Source organism: Burkholderia cenocepacia, from assembly GCF_014211915.1.
GTDB lineage: Bacteria > Pseudomonadota > Gammaproteobacteria > Burkholderiales > Burkholderiaceae > Burkholderia > Burkholderia orbicola.
The window spans coordinates 557,106-581,539 of record NZ_CP060040.1 but is presented as its reverse complement, the minus strand read 5'-3'; the positions used below and the strand labels follow the sequence as shown (position 1 = coordinate 581,539).

General features: G+C 69.6%; 21 protein-coding genes. 12 read left to right on the top strand and 9 right to left on the bottom strand.

Features of this window, described 5'->3' with window-relative positions:
• Positions 1-25: 25 nt before the first annotated feature.
• The 4 genes from SY91_RS19120 to SY91_RS19105 form a co-directional block, all read right to left on the bottom strand.
• A complete protein-coding gene (locus tag SY91_RS19120; RefSeq protein WP_023476665.1) occupies positions 26-1,294 on the bottom strand; it encodes an FAD/NAD(P)-binding oxidoreductase in 1,269 nt (422 codons plus the stop codon).
• Positions 1,291-1,524 carry a 2Fe-2S iron-sulfur cluster-binding protein gene (locus SY91_RS19115; RefSeq protein ID WP_023476664.1) on the bottom strand — a complete coding sequence of 78 codons (234 nt, stop codon included), beginning with the start codon at positions 1,522-1,524 and terminating at the stop codon, positions 1,291-1,293. Before SY91_RS19115 ends, SY91_RS19120 begins: the two co-directional genes overlap by 4 nt.
• Positions 1,525-1,805: 281 nt before the next feature.
• The gene (locus tag SY91_RS19110; protein WP_185921305.1) at positions 1,806-2,933 is read right to left on the bottom strand and encodes an NAD(P)/FAD-dependent oxidoreductase; all 1,128 of its coding nucleotides are present in this window, start codon (positions 2,931-2,933) and stop codon (positions 1,806-1,808) included.
• Positions 2,930-3,862 carry a 4-hydroxyproline epimerase gene (locus SY91_RS19105; RefSeq protein WP_185921403.1) on the bottom strand — a complete coding sequence of 311 codons (933 nt, stop codon included), beginning with the start codon at positions 3,860-3,862 and terminating at the stop codon, positions 2,930-2,932. Before SY91_RS19105 ends, SY91_RS19110 begins: the two co-directional genes overlap by 4 nt.
• A gap of 251 nt (positions 3,863-4,113) precedes the next feature.
• On the opposite strand from SY91_RS19105, the gene SY91_RS19100 reads away from it, so the two are divergent.
• From SY91_RS19100 to ilvD, 5 genes are all read left to right on the top strand, one after another.
• Positions 4,114-5,034 (top strand): dihydrodipicolinate synthase family protein, encoded by a 921-nt coding sequence (locus SY91_RS19100; protein ID WP_185921304.1) that lies wholly within the window; start codon positions 4,114-4,116, stop codon positions 5,032-5,034.
• Between the two features lie 232 nt (positions 5,035-5,266).
• Positions 5,267-6,892: an APC family permease gene (locus SY91_RS19095; RefSeq protein ID WP_124476398.1), complete on the top strand. Its 1,626-nt coding sequence runs from the start codon at positions 5,267-5,269 to the stop codon at positions 6,890-6,892.
• Between the two features lie 83 nt (positions 6,893-6,975).
• A complete protein-coding gene (locus SY91_RS19090) occupies positions 6,976-8,568 on the top strand; it encodes an aldehyde dehydrogenase (NADP(+)) (RefSeq protein ID WP_185921303.1) in 1,593 nt (530 codons plus the stop codon).
• Entirely contained in the window at positions 8,561-9,583 is a 1,023-nt protein-coding gene (locus SY91_RS19085; protein ID WP_185921302.1) for an Ldh family oxidoreductase, read from the top strand. The genes SY91_RS19090 and SY91_RS19085 overlap by 8 nt, the downstream gene beginning before the upstream one ends.
• 373 nt (positions 9,584-9,956) lie before the next feature.
• Entirely contained in the window at positions 9,957-11,816 is a 1,860-nt protein-coding gene (ilvD, locus tag SY91_RS19080) for a dihydroxy-acid dehydratase (RefSeq protein ID WP_011547929.1), read from the top strand.
• A 145-nt stretch (positions 11,817-11,961) separates the two neighbouring features.
• Here ilvD and SY91_RS19075 read toward each other — a convergent pair whose 3' ends face one another.
• Complete coding sequence (locus SY91_RS19075; RefSeq protein WP_185921301.1) at positions 11,962-12,900, bottom strand: SH3 domain-containing protein; 939 nt, start codon at positions 12,898-12,900, stop codon at positions 11,962-11,964.
• A gap of 33 nt (positions 12,901-12,933) precedes the next feature.
• Complete coding sequence (locus tag SY91_RS19070; RefSeq protein WP_023477263.1) at positions 12,934-13,359, bottom strand: hypothetical protein; 426 nt, start codon at positions 13,357-13,359, stop codon at positions 12,934-12,936.
• Between the two features lie 296 nt (positions 13,360-13,655).
• Here SY91_RS19070 and SY91_RS19065 point away from each other — a divergent pair, with 296 nt between their 5' ends.
• Together SY91_RS19065 and SY91_RS19060 are read left to right on the top strand one after the other, a co-directional pair.
• Positions 13,656-15,200 (top strand): sigma-70 family RNA polymerase sigma factor, encoded by a 1,545-nt coding sequence (locus SY91_RS19065; protein WP_023477262.1) that lies wholly within the window; start codon positions 13,656-13,658, stop codon positions 15,198-15,200.
• A 182-nt stretch (positions 15,201-15,382) separates the two neighbouring features.
• Positions 15,383-16,264, top strand: a complete 882-nt coding sequence (locus SY91_RS19060) for a helix-hairpin-helix domain-containing protein (RefSeq protein ID WP_023477261.1) — start codon at positions 15,383-15,385, stop codon at positions 16,262-16,264.
• 148 nt (positions 16,265-16,412) lie between these two features.
• On the opposite strand, the gene SY91_RS19055 is transcribed toward SY91_RS19060, so the two are convergent.
• Positions 16,413-16,838 (bottom strand): helix-turn-helix domain-containing protein, encoded by a 426-nt coding sequence (locus SY91_RS19055; protein ID WP_011547934.1) that lies wholly within the window; start codon positions 16,836-16,838, stop codon positions 16,413-16,415.
• A gap of 134 nt (positions 16,839-16,972) precedes the next feature.
• Between SY91_RS19055 and SY91_RS19050 the strand changes: the two genes are divergently transcribed.
• The gene (locus SY91_RS19050; protein WP_023477259.1) at positions 16,973-17,470 is read left to right on the top strand and encodes a DUF2938 domain-containing protein; all 498 of its coding nucleotides are present in this window, start codon (positions 16,973-16,975) and stop codon (positions 17,468-17,470) included.
• Positions 17,471-17,587: 117 nt separating this feature from the next.
• Here SY91_RS19050 and SY91_RS19045 read toward each other — a convergent pair whose 3' ends face one another.
• The gene (locus tag SY91_RS19045) at positions 17,588-18,028 is read right to left on the bottom strand and encodes a MarR family winged helix-turn-helix transcriptional regulator (protein WP_011547936.1); all 441 of its coding nucleotides are present in this window, start codon (positions 18,026-18,028) and stop codon (positions 17,588-17,590) included.
• A gap of 134 nt (positions 18,029-18,162) precedes the next feature.
• Here SY91_RS19045 and SY91_RS19040 point away from each other — a divergent pair, with 134 nt between their 5' ends.
• The gene (locus SY91_RS19040; RefSeq protein WP_023477258.1) at positions 18,163-19,701 is read left to right on the top strand and encodes a DHA2 family efflux MFS transporter permease subunit; all 1,539 of its coding nucleotides are present in this window, start codon (positions 18,163-18,165) and stop codon (positions 19,699-19,701) included.
• A gap of 30 nt (positions 19,702-19,731) precedes the next feature.
• Here the strand turns inward: SY91_RS19040 and SY91_RS19035 are convergent, their stop codons facing one another.
• Positions 19,732-21,246: an acetyl-CoA hydrolase/transferase family protein gene (locus tag SY91_RS19035; protein WP_023477257.1), complete on the bottom strand. Its 1,515-nt coding sequence runs from the start codon at positions 21,244-21,246 to the stop codon at positions 19,732-19,734.
• Positions 21,247-21,901: 655 nt separating this feature from the next.
• Between SY91_RS19035 and SY91_RS19030 the strand changes: the two genes are divergently transcribed.
• From SY91_RS19030 to SY91_RS19020, 3 genes are read left to right on the top strand one after another with little or no spacing between them, the layout of a single operon-like run.
• Complete coding sequence (locus SY91_RS19030; protein WP_011547939.1) at positions 21,902-22,597, top strand: CDP-alcohol phosphatidyltransferase family protein; 696 nt, start codon at positions 21,902-21,904, stop codon at positions 22,595-22,597.
• On the top strand, positions 22,594-23,403 hold the full coding sequence (locus tag SY91_RS19025; RefSeq protein WP_043888246.1) for a 2OG-Fe(II) oxygenase: 810 nt from the start codon (positions 22,594-22,596) through the stop codon (positions 23,401-23,403). Before SY91_RS19030 ends, SY91_RS19025 begins: the two co-directional genes overlap by 4 nt.
• Positions 23,400-24,401 (top strand): TIGR00374 family protein, encoded by a 1,002-nt coding sequence (locus SY91_RS19020; protein WP_023477255.1) that lies wholly within the window; start codon positions 23,400-23,402, stop codon positions 24,399-24,401. The genes SY91_RS19025 and SY91_RS19020 overlap by 4 nt, the downstream gene beginning before the upstream one ends.
• The last annotated feature ends 33 nt before the right edge of the window (positions 24,402-24,434 follow it).

Genomic DNA, 24,434 nt, shown 5'->3' with positions numbered 1-24,434 from the left:
GGCGCGAACCGGGCCGCTGCATACGTCACGCGCCGTCGCAGAACCCCGTACCGTCGAGCATCAGCGTGCCGACCCGCGCGGGCACCAGCGGCGTGCGCGGCGCCGGCGGTGTCCAGCCGAACAGCGCCTGCGCGGCCGCGCCGCACACGCGGCCCTGGCATGCGCCCATCCCGCAACGCGACTGCAGCTTGGCAGCCGTCCAGCCCGGTTCCCGTGCGACCGCATCGAACCGCACGTCTTCGCAACGACACAGCAGCGTGTCGGGCCGCGCAAGCCGGCGGATCGGCTCGCGGATCGCGAAGCGCTCGCGTACGGCATCCGCGAACGCCTGCCAGCGCGCACGGCGTGCGACCAGCGCGGCCAGTCGGTCGGTCTGCCCGGTCGCCGCATAGCCGGCGATTTCGCCTTCGACCATCGCCAGCTCGCTGCCGCCGACGCCCGTGCACTCGCCCGCCGCGAAATACCCGTCGCGGCTCGTGCGCTGGTGTGCGTCGACCGCCACCGCGCCGTGCTCGATCCGGCAGCCGAGATGACGCGGCAGCACGGTATTCGGCACGAGGCCGAAGCCGCACGCGAGCCGGTCGCAGTCGACGTCGAATTCGCGATCGCCCTGGCGAATCCGCACGCGTTCGAGCCGCTGGTCGCCGAATGCCTCGACGACGTACGCAGCCGGCCGATAAACAGCCGTGACGAGCTTCGCGGCCTGCGCGAGCTTCGACGGCCAGCGCCACAGCCCCGCGCCGAAGCCGGCGACGTCGCCCCATGCGGCCTGTTCGAGCACGTGCGACACGCGTGCGCCGGCCTGCCGGGCCGTCGCCGCGCTCGCCAGCAGCAGCGGCCCGCTGCCCGCGATCACCGTGCGCTGCCCGCGCACGTCGAGCCCGTACTTGATCAGCGCCTGCAAGCCGCCCGCGCCGGTCACGCCAGGCAGCATCCAGCCCGGAAACGGCAGCAGCAGCTCGCGCGCGCCGCAGCAGAGAATCAGCGTCCGGAAATCGAGCAAAAGCCCGCGTTCGTCGTCTTCGAGCAGCAGCGTGCCCGGCTGCGTTTCGGCGACGATGCGCGTCGCCGCGAGGTGCATGACGTTCGGCTGCCGCAGCACGGCGAGGCGTTCGGCGGCGGCCGGCGTCGGTGCGGCCGCTGCCGGCTGCCGCCAGATCTGTCCGCCCGCGCGCGGGTTGTCGTCGACGATCGCAACGGTCGCGCCGCTGCGCGCGGCGGCCCGCGCGGCCGACAGTCCCGCCGGGCCCGCGCCGACGATCGCGACGTCGACGCTCAGTCGTTCCTGTTTCATCGCGTGCGCTCCACCTGCATGCCGTCGCGGCACAGCGTCTGGCACGCCAGCCGGCGCCGGCCGTCGATCGTCATCCGGCATTCCTGGCAGATGCCCATCCCGCAAAGCGGCGCACGCGCCGCACCCGTGCACGACACGCGCGTCGTGTCGTCGCCGCTCGCCGCAACGGCGGCCGCGACGGTCGCACCGTCGGCCACCGTCAGCGCGCGGCCGTCCAGATGAATGATCATGTCAGCCTCCGCCGGGCCGCCCCAAGGAGGCTGACCGCCCCGCGGGGGGCAGCGAACAAAGTGAGCGTGGGGGTCGTTTCATCTCAGCCTCCGCCGGGCCGCCCCAAGGGCGTAGCAGGGAATTCGCAGAGCATCGCTCTGCGCCTGCGTAGCCGGCCGGCTTTGCAAAGCCGGCCGTGGGCGGCTGACGGCCCCCTCGGGCGGTGCCTTGCATGGGACCGGAGTAAGCGCTGAAGCGCGAACTCCGGTCGACAGTGAACGAAGTAAGCGTGGGGGTCGTTTCATGTCAGCGCTCCGGCCAAGGAGGACGCGGCGAGGAAGCGTCCCGGCAAATACGGTTCGATATCGATGGGCGGCCGCTCGCCGGCCATCAGCGCGGCGACGAGCCGCGCACTGCCCGGCGCGGTCGTCACGCCGAGTCCTTCGTGGCCGACCGCGAGCCACACGCCCGGCCGCGCCGGGTGCTCGCCGAGCAGCGGCAGGCCGTCGGGGCTCGCGGATCGGAAACCCGTCCACGCGCGGATGCCGTTCAGGTCGGCCAGATCCGGCAGGTAGCCGACCGCGCGACGCAGCATGCGCGCGAGCACGGGCGGCTCGACCCGCGCGTCCTCGGTGTCGAACTGGCGCGACGAGCCGATCAGCAACTGGCCGGTCGGCCGTGGCTGCACGTTGAACGCGACCGACGTGCCGTCGCTCGCGTGCGCGCTCGCCGCATAGCCGAGCTCGACGAGTTGATGCGATACGTGGCCCGGATAGCGGTCGGTAATCAGCAGATGGCCCTTTTTCGGGCGCAGCGGCAGTTCGGGCAGCAGCGTGCGCGCCGCGACGCCGTTCGCCACCAGCACACGCTGCGCGCGCAGCACGTCGCCGCTCGCGAGCGTCACGCTCGGGCCATCGACCGCGACGGCCCGCTCGCGGCGCAACGTGATGCGCGGCGCGCGCTGCAGCAGCCAGTTCGCGGTGACGGGCGCATAGAGAATCGCGTCGCCGGGAATCTTCAGCGCGCCGCCAAGCCCGGCGCGCAGCATCGGCTCCAGTTGCGCGAGCGCCGCCGCGTCGATCAACTCGCCGGCCACGCCGTGCGCGGCGAGCGTCGCCTGCTTCGCGCGCGCCAGATCCATTTCGTGCGCATCGGCCGCGAGCCACAGCGTGCCGCAGTTGCGGTATGCGCAGCCTTCCGGCATCTCGCCGCTCAACGCGCGCCACAGGTCGATCGAGTAATGGCTCAGCGCGAGCTCGGCCGCGTTGTCGTCCATCGCGACGAGGTGGCCCATGCCCGCGCCGGTCGCGCCGCCGCTCGCGTCGTCGACGACGAGCACGCGCAGCCCGCGCTGCGCGAGTTCGTGCGCGCAGGCCGCGCCGACGATGCCGGCGCCGATCACGACGACGTCGGTCTTCGTTTCGCTCACGACCCGATGCCCCAGCCGAACGGATCGTGTTCGTCGATCAGCAGCGTCGCTTCCGCGCTCAGATGCGCACTGCCGCGAATCGTCGGCACGATGCCGCCGTCGACCCGCTCGTAGCTCGCATGGAACACGCTGCCGATCACGCTCGCCTGCCGCCACACGGCGCCCGGCGCGAGCTTGCCGTCGGCCGCGAGGCACGCGAGCTTCGCGCTGGTGCCGGTACCGCACGGCGAACGGTCGTACGCGAGGCCCGGGCACAGCACGAAGCTGCGGCTGTCGTGCTCGGGATCGTCGGCGAACAACTCGATGTGATCGATTTCGCCGCCGTTCGCGCCGGTGATGCCCGCGCGTTCGAGCCCTTCGCGCACGGCCGACGCATACGCGGTGAGCGCCGCGACGTTGTCGCCGGCGACGCGCTGCCCGTGGTCGCTGATCAGGAAGAACCAGTTGCCGCCCCATGCGATGTCGCCCTTCACGGGGCCGTATCCCGGCACGTCGAGCGCGACGCCCTGCGCGTGACGATATGCGGGCACGTTGCGCACGCTGACCGACAGGTCGTCGTGCAACGTCGCCTCGACGGTGCCGACCGGCGTCTCGATCCGGTGCACGCCGGGCGCGATGCGCCCCATGTGATGCAGCGTGCGCACGACGCCGATCGTGCCGTGCCCGCACATCCCGAGATAGCCGCTATTGTTGAAGAAGATCACGCCGGCCGCCGCGTCGGGCGCCACCGGGTCGCACAGCAGCGCGCCGACCATCACGTCGCTGCCGCGCGGCTCGAGGATGCACGCGGTGCGGTAACGATCGTGCTCGCGCGCGAGCACGTCGCGGCGCTCGGCCATCGTGCCGCGGCCGAGCGATGGAAAGCCGGACACGACGAGCCGAGTGGGTTCGCCGCCCGTGTGCGAATCGATGATCTGGATGCGCTTCATCATGAGCCGTCCGAAGTGGGGAAAGGAGCATAGCTTCCTCCGTCGCGCGTCCGTCCGCTTGTGGCTTTTCGATGAGGACGACGACGAAATCGGCATAGTGCGACGCGCCCCTCCCGCCCCTGCCGACCGCTGTGCCGATTTCGTCATTTTGCTCCGCGATACGACTCAAGCGTGATGGGCGTTTGCGCGGCGATACTGGTTGCCACACCGACACACCCGTCGGCCGACCGATACGAACGTAGGAGATTTCAGTGAGCCGCAAAGCCATTCAATGGACCGGGGTTTTCCCGGCCGTCAGCACCCAGTTCAAGCCGGACTTTTCCCTCGACATCGACGCCACGCACCGCGTGGTCAAGAACCTGGTGAACGACGGCGTGTCGGGCCTCGTGGTCTGCGGCACGGTCGGCGAAAACACGTCGCTGTCGACGAGCGAGAAGCTCCAGGTGATCGAGGCCGCGCGCGACGCGGCCGGCGGCAAGATTCCGGTGATCGCCGGCATCGCCGAATTCACGACCGAATTCGCGCGCAACACGGTGCGCGAAGCGCAGCGCGTCGGCGTCGACGGCGTGATGGTGATGCCCGCGCTCGTCTACTCGGCGAAGCCGCACGAAACCGCCGCGCACTTCCGCGCGGTAGCAACGAGCACCGACCTGCCGGTGATGGTCTACAACAACCCGCCGATCTACAAGAACGACGTGACGCCCGACGTGCTGATCGCGCTGCAGGATTGCGAGAACATCGTCTGCTTCAAGGATTCGTCGGGCGATACGCGCCGCTTCATCGACCTGCGCAATGCGGTCGGCGATCGCTTCGTGCTGTTCGCGGGCCTCGACGACGTCGTGGTCGAGAGCATCGCGGTCGGCGCCGAAGGCTGGGTGTCGGGCATGTCGAACGCGTTCCCGAAGGAAGGCGAGACGTTGTTCCGCCTCGCGAAGCAAAAGCGCTTCGACGAAGCACTCGCGCTGTATCGCTGGTTCATGCCGCTGCTGCACCTCGACGCACGCCCCGACCTCGTGCAGTGCATCAAGCTGTGCGAGGAACTGGTCGGCCGCGGCAGCGCGATCACGCGTCCGCCGCGCCTCGCGCTGCAAGGCGACACGCTCGCCGAAGTGGAGGCCATCGTCGCGAAGGCGCTCGACACGCGCCCGGCGCTGCCCGACGTCGGTCTCTGATCGACGCCCCTGCGGCGGCGCGCGGGCATTGCGCCTGCGCGCCGCCGTCTCCGGTCCGGCATGGCCTGCTGGCCCGTTCGCCGCGGCGCCAGAGCGTGCCGCGCGTGAATGCCCCGCAGCCCGCCCCGGTCGCTCGAACCGGGCGTCGCCGGCCGACAGGCAGGCGCCGCTGCTCCGTCGGAGCGCGGCGCACCTCAAGCCTGTGCCGCTATTCCCTCCAGGAGACACGCCCATGCCAGGCCAAGGCAACGCACACCCGTCTGTCCCGCTTTCCCGTTCCGCGCACCCCGGCGCGGGTCACGGCAAGTTCAAGAAACAGCTGTCGCTGACCGATCTCACGTTCATCGGTCTCGGCGCCATTTTCGGTTCGGGGTGGCTGTTCGCCGCGAGTCACGTATCGACGATCGCGGGCCCGGCCGGCATCTTCTCGTGGCTGCTCGGCGGCTTCGCGGTGCTGCTGCTCGGCATCGTCTACTGCGAGCTCGGCGCCGCGCTGCCGCGCGCGGGCGGCGTGGTGCGCTACCCGGTGTTCTCGCACGGCCCGCTGCTCGGCTACCTGATGGGCTTCATCACGCTGATCGCTTTCTCGAGCCTGATCGCGATCGAAGTCGTCGCCGCGCGCCAGTACGCGGCCGCATGGTTTCCGGGCCTGACGGTCGAAGGATCGAGCGACCCGACCACCGTCGGCTGGCTCGTGCAGGCCGCGCTGCTCTGCTTCTTCTTTTACCTGAACTATTCGAGCGTGAAGACGTTCGCGAAGGCGAACAACATCATCAGCGTCTTCAAGTTCATCGTGCCGCTCGCGGTGATCGGCGTGCTGTTCACGTTCTTCAAGCCCGCGAACCTGACCGTGCACGGCTTCGCGCCGTTCGGCATGCCGGGCATCGAGATGGCCGTGTCGGCCGGCGGCATCATCTTCGCGTATCTCGGGCTCACGCCGATCGTGTCGGTCGCGAGCGAGGTGCGCAATCCGCAGCGCACGATCCCGATCGCGCTGATCCTGTCGATCCTGCTGTCGACGCTGATCTACGTGCTGCTGCAACTCGCGTTCATCGGCAGCATCCCGACGGCCATGCTCGCCGCCGGCTGGCACGACGTGAGCAAGGCGTTCTCGCTGCCGTACCGCGACATCGCGCTCGCGCTCGGCGTCGGCTGGCTCGCGGTGATGGTCGTCGCCGACGCGATGATCTCGCCGAGCGGCTGCGGCAACATCTACATGAACGCGACGCCGCGCGTGGTCTACGGCTGGGCCAAGACGGGCACGTTCTTCAAGGTGTTCACGCGCGTCGACGAAGCGTCGGGCATCCCGCGCGCGGGCCTGTGGCTCACGTTCGGCCTCGCGATCTTCTGGACGCTGCCGTTCCCGTCGTGGGAAGCGCTGATCAACATCGTGTCGGCCGCGCTGGTGCTCAGCTATGCGGTCGCCCCGGTGTCGGTCGCCGCGCTGCGCCGCACCGCGCCCGACCTGCCGCGGCCGTTCCGCGCCAGCGCGTTCGGCCTCACCGGCCCCGCGTCGTTCGTGATCGCCGCGCTGATCGTCTACTGGTCGGGCTGGAGCACGGTGTCCTGGCTGCTCGGCCTGCAGATCGTGATGTTCGCGATCTATCTCGCGTGCCGCCGTTGGGTGCCGACCGCGCACCTGAGCCTCGCCGAGCAGGTGCGTTCGTCCGCGTGGCTGATCGCGTTCTATGCAGCGATGATCGTGCTGTCGTATCTCGGCGGCTTCGGCGGCACCGGCCGGCTCGCGCATCCGTACGACACGGTCGTCGTCGCGGCCGTCGCGCTCGTCATCTACTACTGGGGCGCGAACACCGGCGTGCGCGCCGACAAGCTGCAACTCGACGACGACGAGAACTGACGCGCCCGCGCCCTTTTCCCGCCCTTTTCCCCTTCCATCGGCCGGGCGCAGCACGCCCGGCCCTGCTTTTTCCGAGGAAAACCATGCAACTCACAGGTCAGCTCCTGATCGGCCAGTCGGCCGTCGCCGGACAGAACGGCACCCTCCACGCGCTCGCCGCCGCGACCGGCGAACCGCTCGAACCGGCGTTCGGCGGCGCGAGCCTGCACGACCTGGAAACGGCGTGCGCACTCGCCGACGACGCGTTCGACACCTATCGCGAAACGTCGCTCGAGGCACGCGCCGCGTTCCTCGACGCGATCGGCCGCCACATCATGGCGCTCGGCGACGACCTGATCGAGCGCTGCGTCGTCGAAACGGGGCTGCCACGTGCACGCATCGAAGGCGAACGCGGCCGCACGGTCGGCCAGCTCGCGCTGTTCGCGTCGCTCGTGCGGGACGGCGGTTTTCTCGATGCGCGCATCGATCCGGCGCGCCCCGAGCGCAAGCCGCTGCCGCGCGTCGACCTGCGCCTGCGCAACGTCGCGCTCGGGCCGGTGGCCGTGTTCGGCGCGTCGAACTTCCCGCTCGCGTTCTCGGTGGCCGGCGGCGACACGGCGTCGGCGCTGGCGGCCGGCTGCCCGGTGATCGTCAAGGCGCATTCCGCGCATCCGGGCACGTCCGAACTCGTCGGCCGCGCGATCCAGCAGGCCGCGCGCGAATGCGGGATGCCGGCCGGCGTGTTCTCGCTGCTGTTCGACGCGTCGCGCGAGATCGGCCAGGCGCTCGTCGCCGATCCGCGCATCAAGGCCGTCGGCTTCACCGGGTCGCGCCGCGGCGGCGTCGCGCTGATGCATATCGCGGCCGCGCGGGCCGAGCCGATCCCCGTCTATGCGGAAATGAGCTCGATCAATCCCGTGCTGCTGTGTCCGGCCGCGCTCGAGGCCCGTCACGACACCATCGCACCGCAGTTCGTCGCGTCGCTCGCGCTCGGCGCCGGGCAGTTCTGCACGAACCCGGGCCTCGTACTCGCGGTCGACGGCCCCGCGCTGCGCGCATTCGAGGCCGCGGCGGCCGATGCCGTGCGTGCCGTCGCCGCGCAGACGATGCTGACACCGCACATCCACGCGAGCTATGCACAAGGCGTCGCGGCGCTGCGCGATCACTCGGCCGTTGAGCTGCTGGCCGAAGGCGTCGAAGGCGGCCGTCATCAGGCGCGCGCGGCGCTGTTCGCAACCTCTGCGGACGCGTTCATCGCCCACCCCGAACTGCGCGACGAAGTATTCGGCCCCGCTTCGCTGATCGTGCGCTGCCCGGACGCCGACACGCTGCATCGCGTGCTGAAATCGCTCGAAGGCCAGTTGACGATCGCCGCGCATCTGGCCGATGGCGACGCGGCGCTGTTCGCCGCGCTGCGCCCGACGCTCGAACGCAAGGCCGGCCGTATTCTCGTCAACGGCTTCGGCACGGGCGTCGAGGTCGGCCACGCGATGGTGCACGGCGGCCCGTTCCCGGCGACGTCCGACACCCGCACGACGTCGGTCGGCGCCCGCGCGATCGAGCGCTTCCTGCGCCCCGTGTCGTACCAGGACCTGCCCGACGCGCTGCTGCCGGACGCGCTACGCAACAGCAATCCGCTGCGCGTACCGCAACGCATCGACGGCGTGCTCGTTTCGCGCGAGGTGAACCATGGCTGAGCCCACCACCGAAGTCGTCCTGTCGCTCGACGAAGTCCACACGCTCGCGCTGCGCGTGCTGACGCACCACGGAATGTCCGACGCGCATGCGCGTGCCATCGCGAACGTGATCACGCAGGGCCAGCGCGACGAATGCCATTCGCACGGCGTGTACCGGCTGCTCGTCTGCGTGCGGTCGCTGAGGAAAGGCAAGGTCGATCCGCAGGCCGTGCCGACGCTGCGCCGGCTGTCGTCGTCGATCGTCGCGGTCGATGCGCATCGCGGCTTCTCGCTGCTGAGCTTCGAGACCGGGCTGCCCGTGCTGGTCGAGATGGCGAAGCAGCACGGCATCGCCGCGATGGCGATCAACCACTGCTATCACTTCTCCGCGCTGTGGCCCGAGGTCGAGGCGATCGCGGCCGAAGGGCTGGTCGGCATCGCGATGAACCCGAGCCATAGCTGGGTCGCCCCGGAAGGCGGCCGCGAGCCGGTGTTCGGCACCAACCCGATCGCGTTCGCGTGGCCGCGCCCGGGCGGCGAGCCGTTCGTGTTCGATTTCGCGACGAGCGCGATCGCGCGCGGCGACATCGAGCTGCACGCGAAGCAAGGCAAGGCGATTCCGCCGCACTGGGCGATCGACGCGAACGGGCAGCCGACCACCGACGCGAAGGCCGCGCTGCAAGGCGCGATGCGCACGTTCGGCGGCCACAAGGGTTCGGCGCTCGCGGCGATGGTCGAGCTGCTCGGCGGCGCGCTGATCGGCGACATGACGAGCCGGGAATCGATGGACTTCGACGAAGGCGTCGGCGCGACGCCGTGCCACGGCGAACTCGTGATCGCGTTCGATCCGAAGGTGTTTCTCGGCGACGATCTCGACGCGGGGCTCGCGCGCGGCGAGCGGATGTTCGAATCGATCGTCGCGCAGGGCGCGCGGCTGCCGTCGCAACGGCGCTTCGACGCCCGTGCGCGCAGCATCGCGAACGGCGTGCGGATTCCGAAGGCGCTGTACGACGAGATCCTGACGCTGCTCGACTGACGCGCGATCGAGCGGCGCGGCTTCATCGTCGGCAGAACGGGCAATGAAGCCGCCGGCGGGCCTGTGGCGATGGATTGCTTGGGGCTTGGGGCTTGGGGCTTCGGGCTTCGGGCTTCGGGCTTCGGGCCTCGTGCTTCGGGCTTCCTCGGGGCCTCGTGCTTCGTGACGTCTGTGTGCCGAGTGCACTTAACCCCTGTCCGGTGCACCACCGGCCTCACTCGCCCGCTCCGGCCGGCGCCGCCCGCCCGGCGGCTGTGGGATAATCGGGGAGTTTGCCCAGGGCGCAGCTCAAGAGGTTGTTCGCACGGGCGCGAGAGAGGCCTTTATTCCCGTGCCTCCACCCTTTTCCCGCGATATTTCTTCAGCCATCACCATGCCCACTTACCGCTCCAAAACCTCCACCGCCGGCCGCAACATGGCAGGTGCGCGCTCGCTGTGGCGCGCCACCGGCATGAAAGACGACGATTTCTCGAAGCCGATCATCGCGGTCGTCAACTCGTTCACCCAGTTCGTGCCCGGGCACGTGCACCTGAAGGATCTCGGCCAGCTCGTCGCGCGCGAGATCGAGGCTGCCGGCGGCGTCGCGAAGGAATTCAACACGATCGCGGTCGACGACGGCATCGCGATGGGCCACGACGGCATGCTGTACTCGCTGCCGAGCCGCGACATCATCGCCGATTCGGTCGAATACATGGTGAACGCGCACTGCGCGGACGCGATGGTGTGCATCTCGAACTGCGACAAGATCACGCCGGGGATGCTGATGGCCGCGATGCGCCTCAACATTCCGGTGATCTTCGTGTCGGGCGGCCCGATGGAAGCCGGCAAGACGCGCCTCGCGAACCCGGTCACCAAGACCGTCGAACTGAAGAAGCTCGACCTCGTCGACGCGATGGTGATCGCGGCCGACCAGTCGTATTCGGACGCCGACGTCGCCGAAGTCGAACGCTCGGCCTGCCCGACCTGCGGCTCGTGCTCGGGCATGTTCACCGCGAACTCGATGAACTGCCTGACCGAAGCGCTCGGCCTGTCGCTGCCCGGCAACGGTACGGTGGTCGCCACGCACGCCGATCGCGAACAGCTGTTCAAGCGCGCCGGCCGCCGCATCGTCGAGCTGACGCGCCAGCACTACGAGCAGGACGACGAACGCGTGCTGCCGCGCTCGGTCGGCTTCAAGGCGTTCGAGAACGCGATGACGCTCGACATCGCGATGGGCGGCTCGACCAACACGATCCTGCACCTGCTCGCGATCGCGCAGGAAGCCGGCATCGACTTCACGATGAAGGACATCGACCGTCTGTCGCGCACCGTGCCGCAGCTGTGCAAGGTCGCGCCGAACACGAACAAGTACCACATCGAGGACGTGCACCGCGCCGGCGGCATCATGGCGATCCTCGGCGAGCTCGAGCGCGCCGGCAAGCTGCACACCGACGTGCCGACCGTCCACGCGCCGACGCTGAAGGATGCGCTCGACCAGTGGGACATCGTCCTCACGCAGGACGAAGCGGTCCGCACGTTCTACCTGGCCGGCCCGGCCGGCATCCCGACGCAGGTCGCGTTCAGCCAGAACACGCGCTGGCCGAGCCTCGACCTCGATCGCGCCGAGGGCTGCATCCGCTCGTACGAGCATGCGTTCTCGAAGGAAGGCGGCCTCGCCGTGCTGACCGGCAACATCGCGCTCGACGGCTGCGTGGTGAAGACGGCCGGCGTCGACGAAAGCATCCTCGTGTTCGAAGGCTCGGCGCACGTGACCGAATCGCAGGACGAAGCGGTCGAGAACATCCTGAACGACAAGGTCAAGGCCGGCGACGTGGTGATCGTGCGCTACGAAGGCCCGAAGGGCGGCCCGGGCATGCAGGAAATGCTCTACCCGACCAGCTACATCAAGTCGAAAGGGCTCGGCAAGGCGTGTGCGCTGCTGACGGACGGCCGGTTCTCGGGCGGTACGTCGGGGCTGTCGATCGGCCACTGCTCGCCGGAAGCGGCGGCGGGCGGCGCGATCGGCCTCGTGCGCGACGGCGACCGGATTCGCATCGACATTCCGAACCGCACGATCGACGTGCTGGTGTCGGACGAGGAACTGGCGCGCCGCCGCGAGGAGCAGAACGCGAAGGGCTGGAAGCCCGCGCAGCCGCGCCCGCGCAAGGTGTCCGCCGCGCTGAAGGCATACGCGAAGCTGGTCATGTCGGCCGACAAGGGCGCCGTGCGCGATCTGTCGCTGCTCGACGACTGATGCGGCGGGCGGCGGGCGACCGGTAGCGCCTTACCTCGCCCCGCTTGCCCGATCCAAAAGCCGCTCTCAAAAGCCGCTCTCAAAAGCCGCTCTCCGGAGCGGCTTTTTTTGTCTGGTGCCCGGAGAACCCGCGGCACCGACGCCGTCAGTGGCGGAGTTCGTCGGGACCGCCGCCTCCACCGCCGCCATGGTTGCCGCCGCCGTTTCCGCCGCCTTGCGGCCGCGCATAACCGCCGCCGCCCCAACCTCCCTGGCGCGCGGGCTGAGGCATCGTGCGGGCTTCGCCGCCCGGCGCGGGCGGCGGGCTGGCCGGGCGCGTATTACCCGCGCCGCCCGGCATCGGCGTCGGCGCCGCCGGGCTGGCCGGACGCACATTACCCATCCCGCCCGGCATCGGCGTCGGCGCCGCCGGGCTGGCCGGACGCACATTACCCATCCCGCCCGGCATCGGCGTCGGCGGGCTGGCCGGACGCGCATTACCCACTCCACCCGGCGCCGGTGCCGGTGCCGGTGCAGCCGGCGGCGGCACGCGGTTCGCGCCGTTCCAGCCGCCGCGCGTCGCCGACGGCCGCGTGTCATGCACGGGCGGCGGGCCGCCCGGCGTGACTTGCATCGGCGCACCCGGTTGCGGACGCCCTTGCGCGGGCGGCATGCCGCCGGGGCCGAGCCTCGGCTCCGCACGATGCGCCCAGCGATCACGGTCGGGATACCACGGGCGGTGCCGGTAATAGCGATCCCAGTACGCGCCGATCGCAAAGCCGGTCACCGGCACGCCGATGATCGCGCCGTATTGGAGCAACGGCACGTAGCTGCCCTGGTACGGATAGTCGAGCAACTGCGCATCGATCCAGCCGCGCACGCCCGGCAGCGCGACATCGCACCACGTGTAGTCGCTCAGGCAGCCGAACACATCCAGCGCGGTGCCGGGCGGGATCTGCGCGACCACCGGATAATCGGGCGCCGGCCCGGCAAACAGCTCGGCCGGCGAGTTCGTGTAAGCGCTGCTCTGCGCATCGGCGACGCCCGGTGCGGCCGCGAGGCCGGCCAGGACGACGCACAGACTTCGGACAATCGTGTTCCTCATGATGCTCTCCCGCGCCGCGCCGCCGCGCGCCGGTCAGTGCCGATGGCCGCCGCCCCAGTGGCCGCCACCCCAATGCCCGCCGCCCCACGGACGATGCCAGTACCCGCCGCGGCCGCCCCAGTATCCGCCGCCGCCCCAGCGGCCCCAGAAGCCGATCGTCACGGGCGGCCCGTACCAGCCGGAGTAGTACGCCGGGTAGTAATACGGGTACGGCGGCGGCACGTAGGCCGGGGCGACATACACCGGCACCGCCGGGCCGGCGTCGACCTGCGCCTGGGGTACGGTCGACGGCGCCGGACCGGACGCGGTCGGTGCGGCTGGAATCTCGCGCTGCGTCACCGTGGCGGGCACCGGCGCGTAATAAGGTGCATAACCATACGGGCTCGTGTAGTAGCAGCCGCCAAGCATCAGTGCGGCCAGCCCGACGACGGCGGGCCTCGCGGCGGAAATCGGGTTCATCTCGTACTCCGGCAGAATCCGCGCGTCGCCGCCGGGCGCGCGCCTGACTCTAGCTTACGTCCCCTGCAGATTTCCGCGCGTATGATCGGTTACTTTTTGTTTCCTGCCCGCACGGCGGGGCAGGAACGCCGCGTGCTGGCCCGTCCGCGGCGCCGGCGTTGAAGTTGGCGCAAATGCCCTCAACTTGAACGATGTCGGGCTGACCGGCGCGGACGGGCGTCCGCGACCCACCGGCAACCGCAAACCGGCGAGCTTCGGCCCGCCCAGACAGGAACGCGGCTCGCGCCGCCATCGACATGACTACGCCACGCCCCACTCCCCGGGCGGACACACCGCTCGATCCGATCATCCAGCTGCTGGCGCTCGCCGGCGAGCAGGGTTATCTGACGCACGCCGACCTCGTCGACGCGCTGCCGCCCGAAAGCGACAGCCCCGACGCGCTCGACGTCGTGCGCGCCGCGCTGGCCGACATCGGCATCGCGGTACTCGACGAGCCGGCCGTGCCTGCACCGTTTGCCGGCGCGGCGCCGGTCGAGGTCGATCGCGACGCGCTCGACGAAGGCCGGGCCATGCTCGGCGACCTCGCGCGCGGTACCAGCGCGTCGACCGATCCGCTCGCGCTCTACATGCGGCGCATGCATGCGGTGCCGCTGCTCACGCGCGAAGGCGAAATCGTGCTCGCCCGCGAGATCGAGACGGGCCGTCATCAGGTGCTGCATGCGATCGCCGGCTATCCGCCCGCCGTCGACGTACTGCTCGAGCGTCATCGCGCGACGGGCGCAACCGGCGCAACAGGCACAACCGGATCGCCCGATGAAGAGGATGGCGAAACGCCCGCGCCCGCCCGCTACGATGCGCTGCAGGCAGCGGTGTCGGCACTGCGTGATGCATTGCATGCGCATGGCAGCCGTTCGGCCGACTACCGCGACGCGCGCAACCACGTGGCCGCCCTGCTCGGCTCGCTCGCCTGGGTCGCACCGGCCGTCGACGACGCAAGCCGTACCGTGCGCGCGCTCGCGGCCGCCTCCGATGATCCGTCGGCGGCTGACGCCGCATGCTTCGACGCGGTCGCGCGGCGCGCACTCGCAGCCGCGTTGAGCGACGGCCAGCAAAAAGTGCGCGACGCGACGCGTGCGATGCTCGAGGCGAACCTGCGGCTCGTGCTGTCGATCGCGCGCAAGTACGTGAACCGCGGCGTCGATCTGTCCGACCTCGTGCAGGACGGCTGTCTCGGCCTGATGCGCGCGATCGAGAAATTCGAATACCGGCGCGGGTTCAAGTTCTCGACCTATGCGACCTGGTGGATTCGCCAGGCGATCGCACGCGCGGTCGCGGATCGCTCGCGTACGATCCGCGTGCCGGTGCACGTCGGCGATCAGTACCAGCGCGTGCAGCGGCATGCACTGCGCTTTCGCCAGCGCACGGGCCGCCGCGCCACGCCGGCCGAGCTCGTGGCTGAAACCGGCCTCGCCGAAGACAAGCTGCGCGCGGTGCTCGCGCTGCCCGCCGAGCCGGTCTCGCTCGATACGCCGCTGCCGGACGCGGACACCGGCCTCGTGGAACTGATCGAGGACCAGGCGTCGGCCAGCCCGTTCGAGCAACTGGCCGACACGCGCATGCGCGACTGCGTGCGCTCGCTGCTGCGGTCGGTCACGCCGACCGAGGCCGACGTGCTGCGCCGGCGGTTCGGCCTCGGCGGCGCCGAGCCCGACACCTACGACGCGATCGCGCAGGATGCGGGGATGTCGCGCGAGCGCGTGCGGCAGATCGAGAAACGGGCGCTCGCCGCGCTGCGTACGGCCGCCGAGGCCGAGAACGCGCAGTCGTTTCTCGACGCGTAAGCGCATCGCGCAACGCGCACGGTCGTGCCGCGTTCCGGCACGACCGTGCGCCGCGCGCCTGTGTTACGTTTGCCATTGACGCGCATCAAGTTTTCTTCATCGCGCGTCGCGACAATGGTTGACAGCCGACCGGCGCACCGCTCGCCGCGTCCATTCCGTTTGTGCTTTCCGGGTCCCTTGCCATGCAGTCGACCGTCAGCCAGACGTACGAGGAAAACCGGCCTGTCGCGGCCTGCCTGCGCGAGGCCGCGCAGTGGCTCGTCGACCAGGGCGCGAACCCGTACCGGGTGGCCGCATACCGCGCCGCGGCCGATACGGTCGACGCGCTCGACCGCGACATCCGCGGCGTGTTCGACACCGGCGGCGTCGAGGCGCTCGGCGCGCTGCCCGACATCGGCGCGGGCGTCGCGCAGGCGATCGCCGAGCTGCTGGTGACGGGCCGCTGGCGCCAGCTCGACCGCTTGCGCGGTGACGCGGAACGCGCGTCGGCATTCGAAGCGGTGCCGGGCATCGGCCACGCGCTCGCACTGCGCATTCATGACGCGCTGCACATCGACACGCTGGAGGAGCTCGAACGCGCGGCGCGCAACGGCCAGCTCGAAATGATCGCGGGCGTCGGCCCGCGGCGCGCGGCCGGCATCCGCGCCGCGCTCGACGACGTACTGAGCCGCCGCCGGCGCTGGCAAGGCCACATGCAAAGCGCCGGCCCCGGCACGGAACCGCCCGTCGAGCTGCTGCTGTACATCGATCGCCAGTACCGCAACAAGGCGGCCGCGGGTGTGCTGCCGACGCTCGCGCACCGGCGCCTGAACGCGGACGGCTACGTGCCGCCGCCGGTGATGCACATGACCAAGGGCGGCTGGCATTTCACGGCGCTGAGCCAGCATGCGGCCATGCGCACGCCGGAAGCCGGCCGGCCGACCGACTGGGTCTCGCTCTACTTCTACGACGCCGTGCAGTGCGAGCACCAGCGCACCGTCTTCACCGAAACGTACGGCGCGCTCGTCGGCAAGCGGATCGTGCGCGGGCGCGAGATGGAATGCCGCGTGTATTACGCGGGGTGAGTCCGGCGTAGGCGGCTTCGCTGACGTCGAAGGCCCCACTGACGGCATCGCCTTTTCTCGACCCGGCACGTCAAGCCGACTACATCGCCACGTCGCCGCCTTCCTGTCGACCCGCTACCGCGCCGCCCGCTTCGCGCCGGCTCGCCGCCTACGCCCCTTCCCCCTTCGCACGGCGCGCCGGATGACGATGCGCGGCAATACGCAGCAGCTTCTGGAACGACGGGCACTCGAGATGGTTCGCCGCCGGGCACACGGCCGCATGCCGCAGCGCATCGCGCACGGCGCCGAGACGGCGGATCGTGCGGTCGAGCTCGTCGGCCTTGCCGTCGAGCTTGGCGCGATCGATCGCGGGTCGGCCCTCCGCGCCGACCATCGCGAGGATGTCGTCGAGCGAGAAACCGGCCTCGCGGCCGAGCGCGATCAACGCCAGGCGCTCCAGCACCGCCTCGTCGTATTGCCGCCGCAGCCCATGCCGGCCGATCGGAACGATCAGCCCTTTTTCCTCGTAGTAACGCAGCGTCGAGGCGGGCAGCCCCGTGCGCCGCGCCACGTCCGCAATGTCCAGTCGGCTCATGCTTGACCTCAAGTGAACTTGAAGTTGCAAGATAGTCGCTCGACTCCATGAAGACAAGCCCGGACCGCCATGAAACCGTTGAACCCGCGTCGTATTCCGCCATACCGCATCGCTACTCGCTGCGGAGGTGCGCGATGAGCCCGTCCGACATCCTGCTCAAACTGCTGTTGATCGGCGCGGGCGCCACGCTGTTGATGGACCTATGGACGCTGTTCCGGCGGCATGCGTTCGGGATTCCGTCGCTCGACTACGCGCTGGTCGGCCGCTGGCTCGGCCACATGATGCACGGCCGGTTCCGGCATGCGTCGATCGTCGCCGCCGCACCCGTGGCCGGCGAACGCGCGCTCGGCTGGGTCGCGCATTACGCGATCGGCATCGCGTTCGCGGCACTACCCGTGCTGATTGCCGGCCCGGCATGGATCGATGCGCCGACGCCGCTTCCCGCAGTCGTCGCCGGGCTCGCGAGCGTGGTCGCGCCATTCTTCGTGATGCAGCCGGCGTTCGGCTTCGGCATCGCGGCGTCGCGCACGCCGCAGCCGGGTGTCGCGCGCCGGCGCAGCCTCGTCACGCATCTGTCGTACGGGGTGGGGCTCTATCTTGCGGCGTACATGCTGGCGGCGCTGTCCCGTTAAGCAGCGCGCCGGCATCTCCTCGGCCGCCTTCTTGCGGCGCGCCTTCATCGTGCTCGTACGCGGGCCGGGATTCACGACGCCTTCCCGTTGCCCGGTGCACCCGGCCGGACGCCCGCGTCACTCGCCGCCACAGTCGATCAGGTTGCGGCGCACTCGCCCGAGCAGCCGCACCAGCGTATCGCGCTCGTCGGGCGTGAAGCCGCGCAGCCCGTCGTCGGCGACGGTATCGCCCACCTCCAGCATCTGCGGAAAGATCTCGCGCGACTTGTCGGTCAGCCGGATTACGAACGCGCGGCGATCGTCGTCGTTCGCGATGCGTTCAATCCAGCCATAGCTTTCCATCCGGTCGAGCAGCCGCGTGAGCGAGATCGGCGTGATCTCGAGCCATTCGGCGAGCCGCGCCTGGTTCATCTCGCCCTTCCACGTCAGGTACGCGAGCACGCGGCTTTGCGCCCGCGTCAGCCCGATGCGCTTCGCGCGCCGGTCGAACAGGCGTCCATTGAGGCGGGCCACGTCGGCGATCAGGTAACCGATCCGGTTCTCGTAGGTCTTGTCCATGCGGCGATTATAGGGTCAAGCCGGAACCGGCCCGTGGCTCGCGACCCGGCGATAAGCGGCTATATAATAAGCATGCTTATAATTCACGCCATACCGGATCGCCGACCACGGCGGCCGCCCCACGGAGACACCGCTTGAACCCCGCCGCCGACGCCGCCGATACTCCCGCCTCGCCCGCCCTGAACCGGCCGATGCTGACCCTGTCGATCATGCTCGCGACGCTGATCCAGACCCTCGACAGCACGATCGCGAACGTCGCGCTGCCGCACATGCAGGGCACGCTGTCCGCGTCGCAGGACGAAATCACGTGGGTGCTGACCTCCTACATCGTCGCCGCGGCGATCGCGACGCCGCTCACCGGCTGGCTGTCCGACCGGCTCAGCGTGAAGCGGCTGCTGATCGTGTCGATCGCGGGCTTCACGGTCGCGTCGGCGCTGTGCGGGCTGTCCGAGACGCTCGTGCAGATCGTCGGCGCGCGGCTGCTGCAGGGCGTGTTCGGCGCCGCGCTGGTGCCGCTGTCGCAATCGATCCTGCTCGACATCAATCCTCGCGAGAAACAGGGCCAGGCAATGGCGATCTGGGGAATGGGCGTGATGGTCGGCCCCATTCTCGGCCCGACGCTCGGCGGCTGGCTCACCGACAGCTACAACTGGCGCTGGGTGTTCTTCATCAACGTGCCGATCGGCGCGTTCGCGCTCGCCGGCGTGATGACCTTCCTGCCGGCACGCGCGCCGCGTCCGCACGTGAAATTCGACGCGTTCGGCTTCGCGACGCTCGCGCTCGCGATCGGCGCGTTCCAGGCGATGCTCGATCGCGGCGAGCAGCTCGACTGGTTCGGTTCGTACGAGATCCGCATCGAGGCGCTCGTCGCGGCCCTGAGCTTCGCGTTCTTCCTCGCACACACGGCGACCGTCGGCAAGGCGTCGTTCTTCAAGTCGGAATTGCTGCGCGATCCGAATTTCGCGACGGGCACGCTGTTCATCTTCGTGGTCGGCGCGGTGCTGTATGCCACTCGCGCGCTGCTGCCGCCGATGCTGCAGAACCTGATGGGCTACCCGGTCGCGACGACGGGCCTCGTCACCGCGCCGAGCGGCGCCGGCACGATGATCGCGATGCTGTTCGTCGGGAGGCTGCTGAAATACGTGGATGCGCGGATGCTGCTGCTCGCCGGGCTGGCGATTTCCGCGCTCGCGCTGTGGCAGATGATGCAGTACACGATCGTGCTGTCCGAAGCGGACATCGTATGGCCCGGCGTGATCCAGGGCTTCGGCCTCGGGCTCGTGTTCGTGCCGCTGAGCGCGCTGTCGTTCTCGACGCTGCCGCCCGAGCTGCGCGCGGACGGCACGGCCACCTACAGCCTGATGCGCAACATCGGCAGCAGTATCGGCATCTCGATCGTGCAGACGCTGATGACGCGCAACACGCAGGTCGCGCATGCCGACCTCGCGACCCACATCACGCCGTTCGACCCGGCCGTGCAGGCGCTGGCCGGCAGCCGTGTCGACCTCGCGCTGCTCGACCGCACGATCAACCAGCAGGCCGCGATGATCGCGTACCTGAACGATTTCAAGCTGATGTTCGTCGCGACGCTGCTGATGATCCCGCTGTTGCTGCTGATCCGCCCGCCGCAGAAGACGGCGAGCGTCGACGTCGCGCATGCGGCGCTGGATTGACGGGCACGCATGCGCCCGTCCGAGGCCGCGTCAGGCCTTCATCGTCCCGGTGCGCACGTAGCGCTCGTGCCACGACAGCGCCTCGGCGAGCAGGTGCGGCGTGTGCTTGCCGAAGCTGTCGCGCGACGCCCGCTCGAAGTAGTCCTCGAGCATCGGGCGGTAGTCCGGGTGCGCGCAGGTCGCGATGATCTTGCGCGCGCGCTGCTTCGGCGACAGGCCCCGCAGGTCGGCCAGCCCCTGCTCGGTGACGACCACCGCGACATCGTGCTCGGTATGGTCGACGTGGCTCGCCATCGGCACGATCCGCGAGATCGCCCCGCCCTTCGCGGTGCTCGCCGACATGAAGCACGACAGGTAGCCGTTGCGCGCGAAGTCGCCCGAGCCGCCGATGCCGTTCTGGATCTTCGTGCCCATCACGTGGGTCGAGTTCACGTTGCCGTAGATGTCGGCTTCGATCATCCCGTTCATCGCGATGCAGCCGAGCCGGCGCACGAGCTCCGGATGGTTGCTGATCTCCTGCGGGCGCAGCACGATCTTCTCGCGGAACGTCGCGATTTCGTCGGCGAAACGCTGCACGGCGGCCGGGCTCAGCGACAGCGCGGTGGCCGACGCGAAGCTCAGCGTGCCGTCGTCGAGCAAGTCGAGCATGCCGTCCTGGATCACCTCGGTGTAGGCCGTCAGGTTCGAGAAGCCGGCCGAGCTGAGCTCCGCGAGCACCGCGTTCGTGATGTTGCCGACGCCCGACTGCAGCGGCAGCAGGTTTTCCGGCAGGCGGCCGCGCTTTACTTCGTGGCGCAGGAAGTCGATCAGCTGCAGCGCGATCTGCTTGGACGTCGCATCCGGCGCGCTGAACGCATTGCTGCGATCGGGCGCGTCGGTCTCGACGATCGCGACGATCTTGTCGGCCGGGCAGCGCAGGTACGGCTCGCCGATCCGGTCGTCGCTCTTCGTCAGCGGAATCGGCTTGCGGTGCGGCGGCAGCGCGGTGCCGTAATAGATGTCGTGCATCCCGTCGAGGCCGAGCGGCTGCCGCGCATTCACTTCGAGGATCACGTGCTTCGCGCGCTCCAGCCAGGTCTTGTTGTTGCCGATCGACGCGGACGGGATCAGCAGCCCGTCCTCGCGGATGCCCGCGACCTCGACGATCGCGACGTCGAGATCGCCGTACAGCCCGAACCACGCGTATTGCGCGACGTGGCTCAGGTGGACGTCCTGGTAATCGACTTCGCCGCCGTTGATCTTGTCGCGCAACGTCGGGTCGGACTGGTACGGCAGCCGCATCGAGATGCCGTTGGTGCGGGCGAGCGCGCCGTCGAGTTCCGGTGCGGTCGACGCGCCCGTCAGCACGTTGATCCGGAAGTCCTCGCCGCGCGCGTGCGCCGCGTCGATGTGGGCGGCCAGCGCGGTCGGCACGGCCTTCGGATAGCCCGACCCGGTGAAGCCGCTCATGGCGACGGTCATGCCGGGGCGGATCAGCGCGGCGGCTTCGTCGGCGGTGCGGACGAGCGAACGCAGGGCGGGAGCGAGGATGCGTGAAGAAGACATGGCTGGTTATCTGACGCTTGGGTCTGTCGTTGACGTCGCGGGGGGTGTCTCCTGAGCGACGCGAAGCCCTTGGGGCCGCGAGGGGCGGCCCGGCACCACGGGCACGGTCCGGAGTATCGCAGAGGCCATCGCTGCGAAATGTCCGCTGGATGCAAAAGATCCTTGCCGGATTTGCCGGGTATCGAACGACCGTTCTGTGACAGGCGATCCGCCCGCGCCGGGTGCACGCGAAAGGTACATGAAAGCATCGGGCGAATCGCCGGTTCGCGATCGCCGACCGGCGCGCGTCAATCGACCGATTTGCATCGACATTGGCCGCCTTTGGCCCGGCAATCGCCGATACCAGTCCGGCGCGGCCGATTGTCGCCCGATGCGGCTTTTCCGGGCCTGACGGAGATCAAGGTCGCGTGCGCTGCGCGACACCAGCCGACCGGCGCGAAAACCCCGGTCGGATCGGCCTGCGAGGCCCGTCCGGCCTTGACAGCGGCGCGATGAGGACCACACTGGAAGACGGGTCCGGCGGCCCGGTTGGCCGCTCCGTTCGCACGTGCGTTTTTGAACCGGCCGATGCCTGCAAGACGCGGTAACACTCCCGTATGTCAGGACATTGATCGAATAAAAAGCACCAAATTACAATTCCGTATATATTTCGCCGATGGACCAAAGAAAAACCGCCACACGACCCGAGCCGCCCCCGCCACGCACCTGGGATGCGCGGCTCGCGCGCTCGCTTGTCCGACCGCTCGTCGACACGCCGGTCACCCCGAATCACCTCACTACCCTTCGTCTGCTGATCGGCCTCGCCGGCGCCTGGTGCCTCGCGCACGGCGGCTTCGGCTGGAGCAATGCCGGCGCGTTCCTGATCGTGCTGTCGAACTTCGTCGACCACACCGATGGCGAGCTCGCGCGCATCAGCGGCAAGTCCAGCAAGATCGGTCATTTTTACGACCTCGCGGCGGATGCGCTCGTCACGGTCGCGCTGTTCGTCAGCATGGGCGTCGGCATCGTCGCGCAGGGCGGCCAGATGGCCGCGTCGCCGGTGCTGCTCGGCGCGGTGGCCGGCGCGGCCGTCGCCCTGATTTTCTTCCTTCGCATGCGGATCGAGTCGATCGCCGGCAAGGCCGGCACCAAGCAGGCGTTCGCCGGCGGCTTCGAGACCGAAGACGTGCTGTACCTGCTGCCGATCGTGACGCTCGTGGACGGCGTCGAGCCGTTCCTGCTCGCGGCGTCGATCGGCGCCCCGCTGTTCGCCGCCTGGGTCGTGATCGACTGGTGGCGCATCGTGCGGCGCGGCAACCTTCCGCAGAACCCGGCCGCGCAGAACCCAACCGAAATCCAGGCTTCCAAATGACTCCTAGCACGCGCGACGATTCCGTGCTGAGCCCGGCACGCCCCGCGCCCGTGCGCGCGGCCGCGGCTGATCCCGATCGCACCGTGGCCGACTGCGTCGGCCAGCTCGACCTCGACCGCCTGCGCGGCGACTACACGCGCCAGGGCTCGTTCCTCTATCTCGACGCCTTCCTGCCGGCCGACGCGCACGCGAAGCTGGCGAACGCTGCCCGCGCGATGCAGGCCGGCCTGAACCGCAATTACCTGCCCGGCCACAAGCAGGGCGGCAGCGTCAGCCGCCATACGATCGACGAGCAGGCACCCTACATCGCCGAGCTGTATCGCTCGAAGGCACTCATCTCCTTCCTCGAGAAGATCACCGGCGACAAGCTGATGCTGTCGCCGGCCGACGATCCGCACGCGTACGCGCTGTATTACTACACGAAGCCCGGCGACCACATCGGCTGGCACTACGACACGTCGTACTACGACGGCCGGCGCTACACGCTGCTGATCGGCGTGATCGACGAATCGTCGTGCCGGCTCGACTACGAGCTGCATACGCGCAACCCGGACGTCGCCGACGAACCGGGCTCCGTGCAGATCGCCGACGGCGGCATCGTGCTGTTCGACGGCGACAAGCTGCGCCACCGCATCACGCCGCTCGGCCAGAACGAGATGCGCGTATCGCTCACGTTCGAATACGTGACGAACCCCGGCATGCGGCCGTGGAAGCGCTTCATCTCGAACATGAAGGACGCGATCGCGTATTTCGGTTTCCGCCAGGTGTTCAAGCAACTGGCGACGCGACGCACGAGCGGGTCATGACACGCGCGGGCCTCATCCTGCTGTCCCTCGGGACCGCACTCTTCATCGCACTGCTGGCCTGGCAGGGCGTCGGCGCGGTCGCATCCACGTTCCTCGCGGCCGGCTGGGGCCTCGCGCTCGTCGCGGCGTTCCACGTCGTGCCGCTCGCGATCGATGCGGTCGCGATCTCCGTGATGTTCCGCCGCGGGCAGCCGGGCGCCGAACTCGGCAACGCGCTGCGCGCCCGCTGGGTCGGCGAATCGGTGAACAGCCTGCTGCCCGCCGGGCAGATCGGCGGCCCGGTGCTGATGGTACGCCACCTCGCGCAGCGCGGCACGCGGATGGCCGACGCGGCCGCCGCCGTGACCGTCAGCACGACGATGCAGGCGCTCTCGCAGATGGCATTCGCGCTGATCGGCATCGCCGCGTTCAGCCTGTATGCGACGCACGAATCGGTCGCGTATCTGCGCACGCCCGCGCTGATCGCCACCGGCGTGCTCGGCGCGCTCGCCGTCGCGTTCTACGCGGCGCAGCGGCGCGGGCTGTTCGGCCGCGGCCTGCGCCTCGCGTCGAAGCTGCTCGGCCCGCGCGACTGGTCGTCGCTGGCCACGCGCGCCGATGCGATCGACGACGCGGTCGGCGCGCTGTACCGCGATCGCGCGAAGGTCGCGAAGACCTTCGCGTTGAGTCTCGCCGGCTGGATCGTCGGCACCGCGGAAGTGTGGCTCGCGCTGCACTTCCTCGGGCATCCGGTGAGCTGGCTCGACGCGCTGCTGCTCGAAAGCGTCGGCCAGGCGATTCGCGGCGCGGCCTTCGCGATCCCGGGCTCGCTCGGTGCGCAGGAAGGCGGCTACCTGCTGCTCGCGCCGCTGGTCGGCTTGCCGCCCGACGCGGCGCTCGCGCTGTCGCTCGCGAAGCGCGCGCGCGAACTCGCGCTCGGCCTGCCCGGCCTGCTCTATCTGCATTTCAGTGAAAGAAACTGGCAGCGGCGCCGTGCGCCGCAGCCGCTCGCCGACTGATCGTTCAGATCGCCGGCTTTTTGGTTGGAGAAC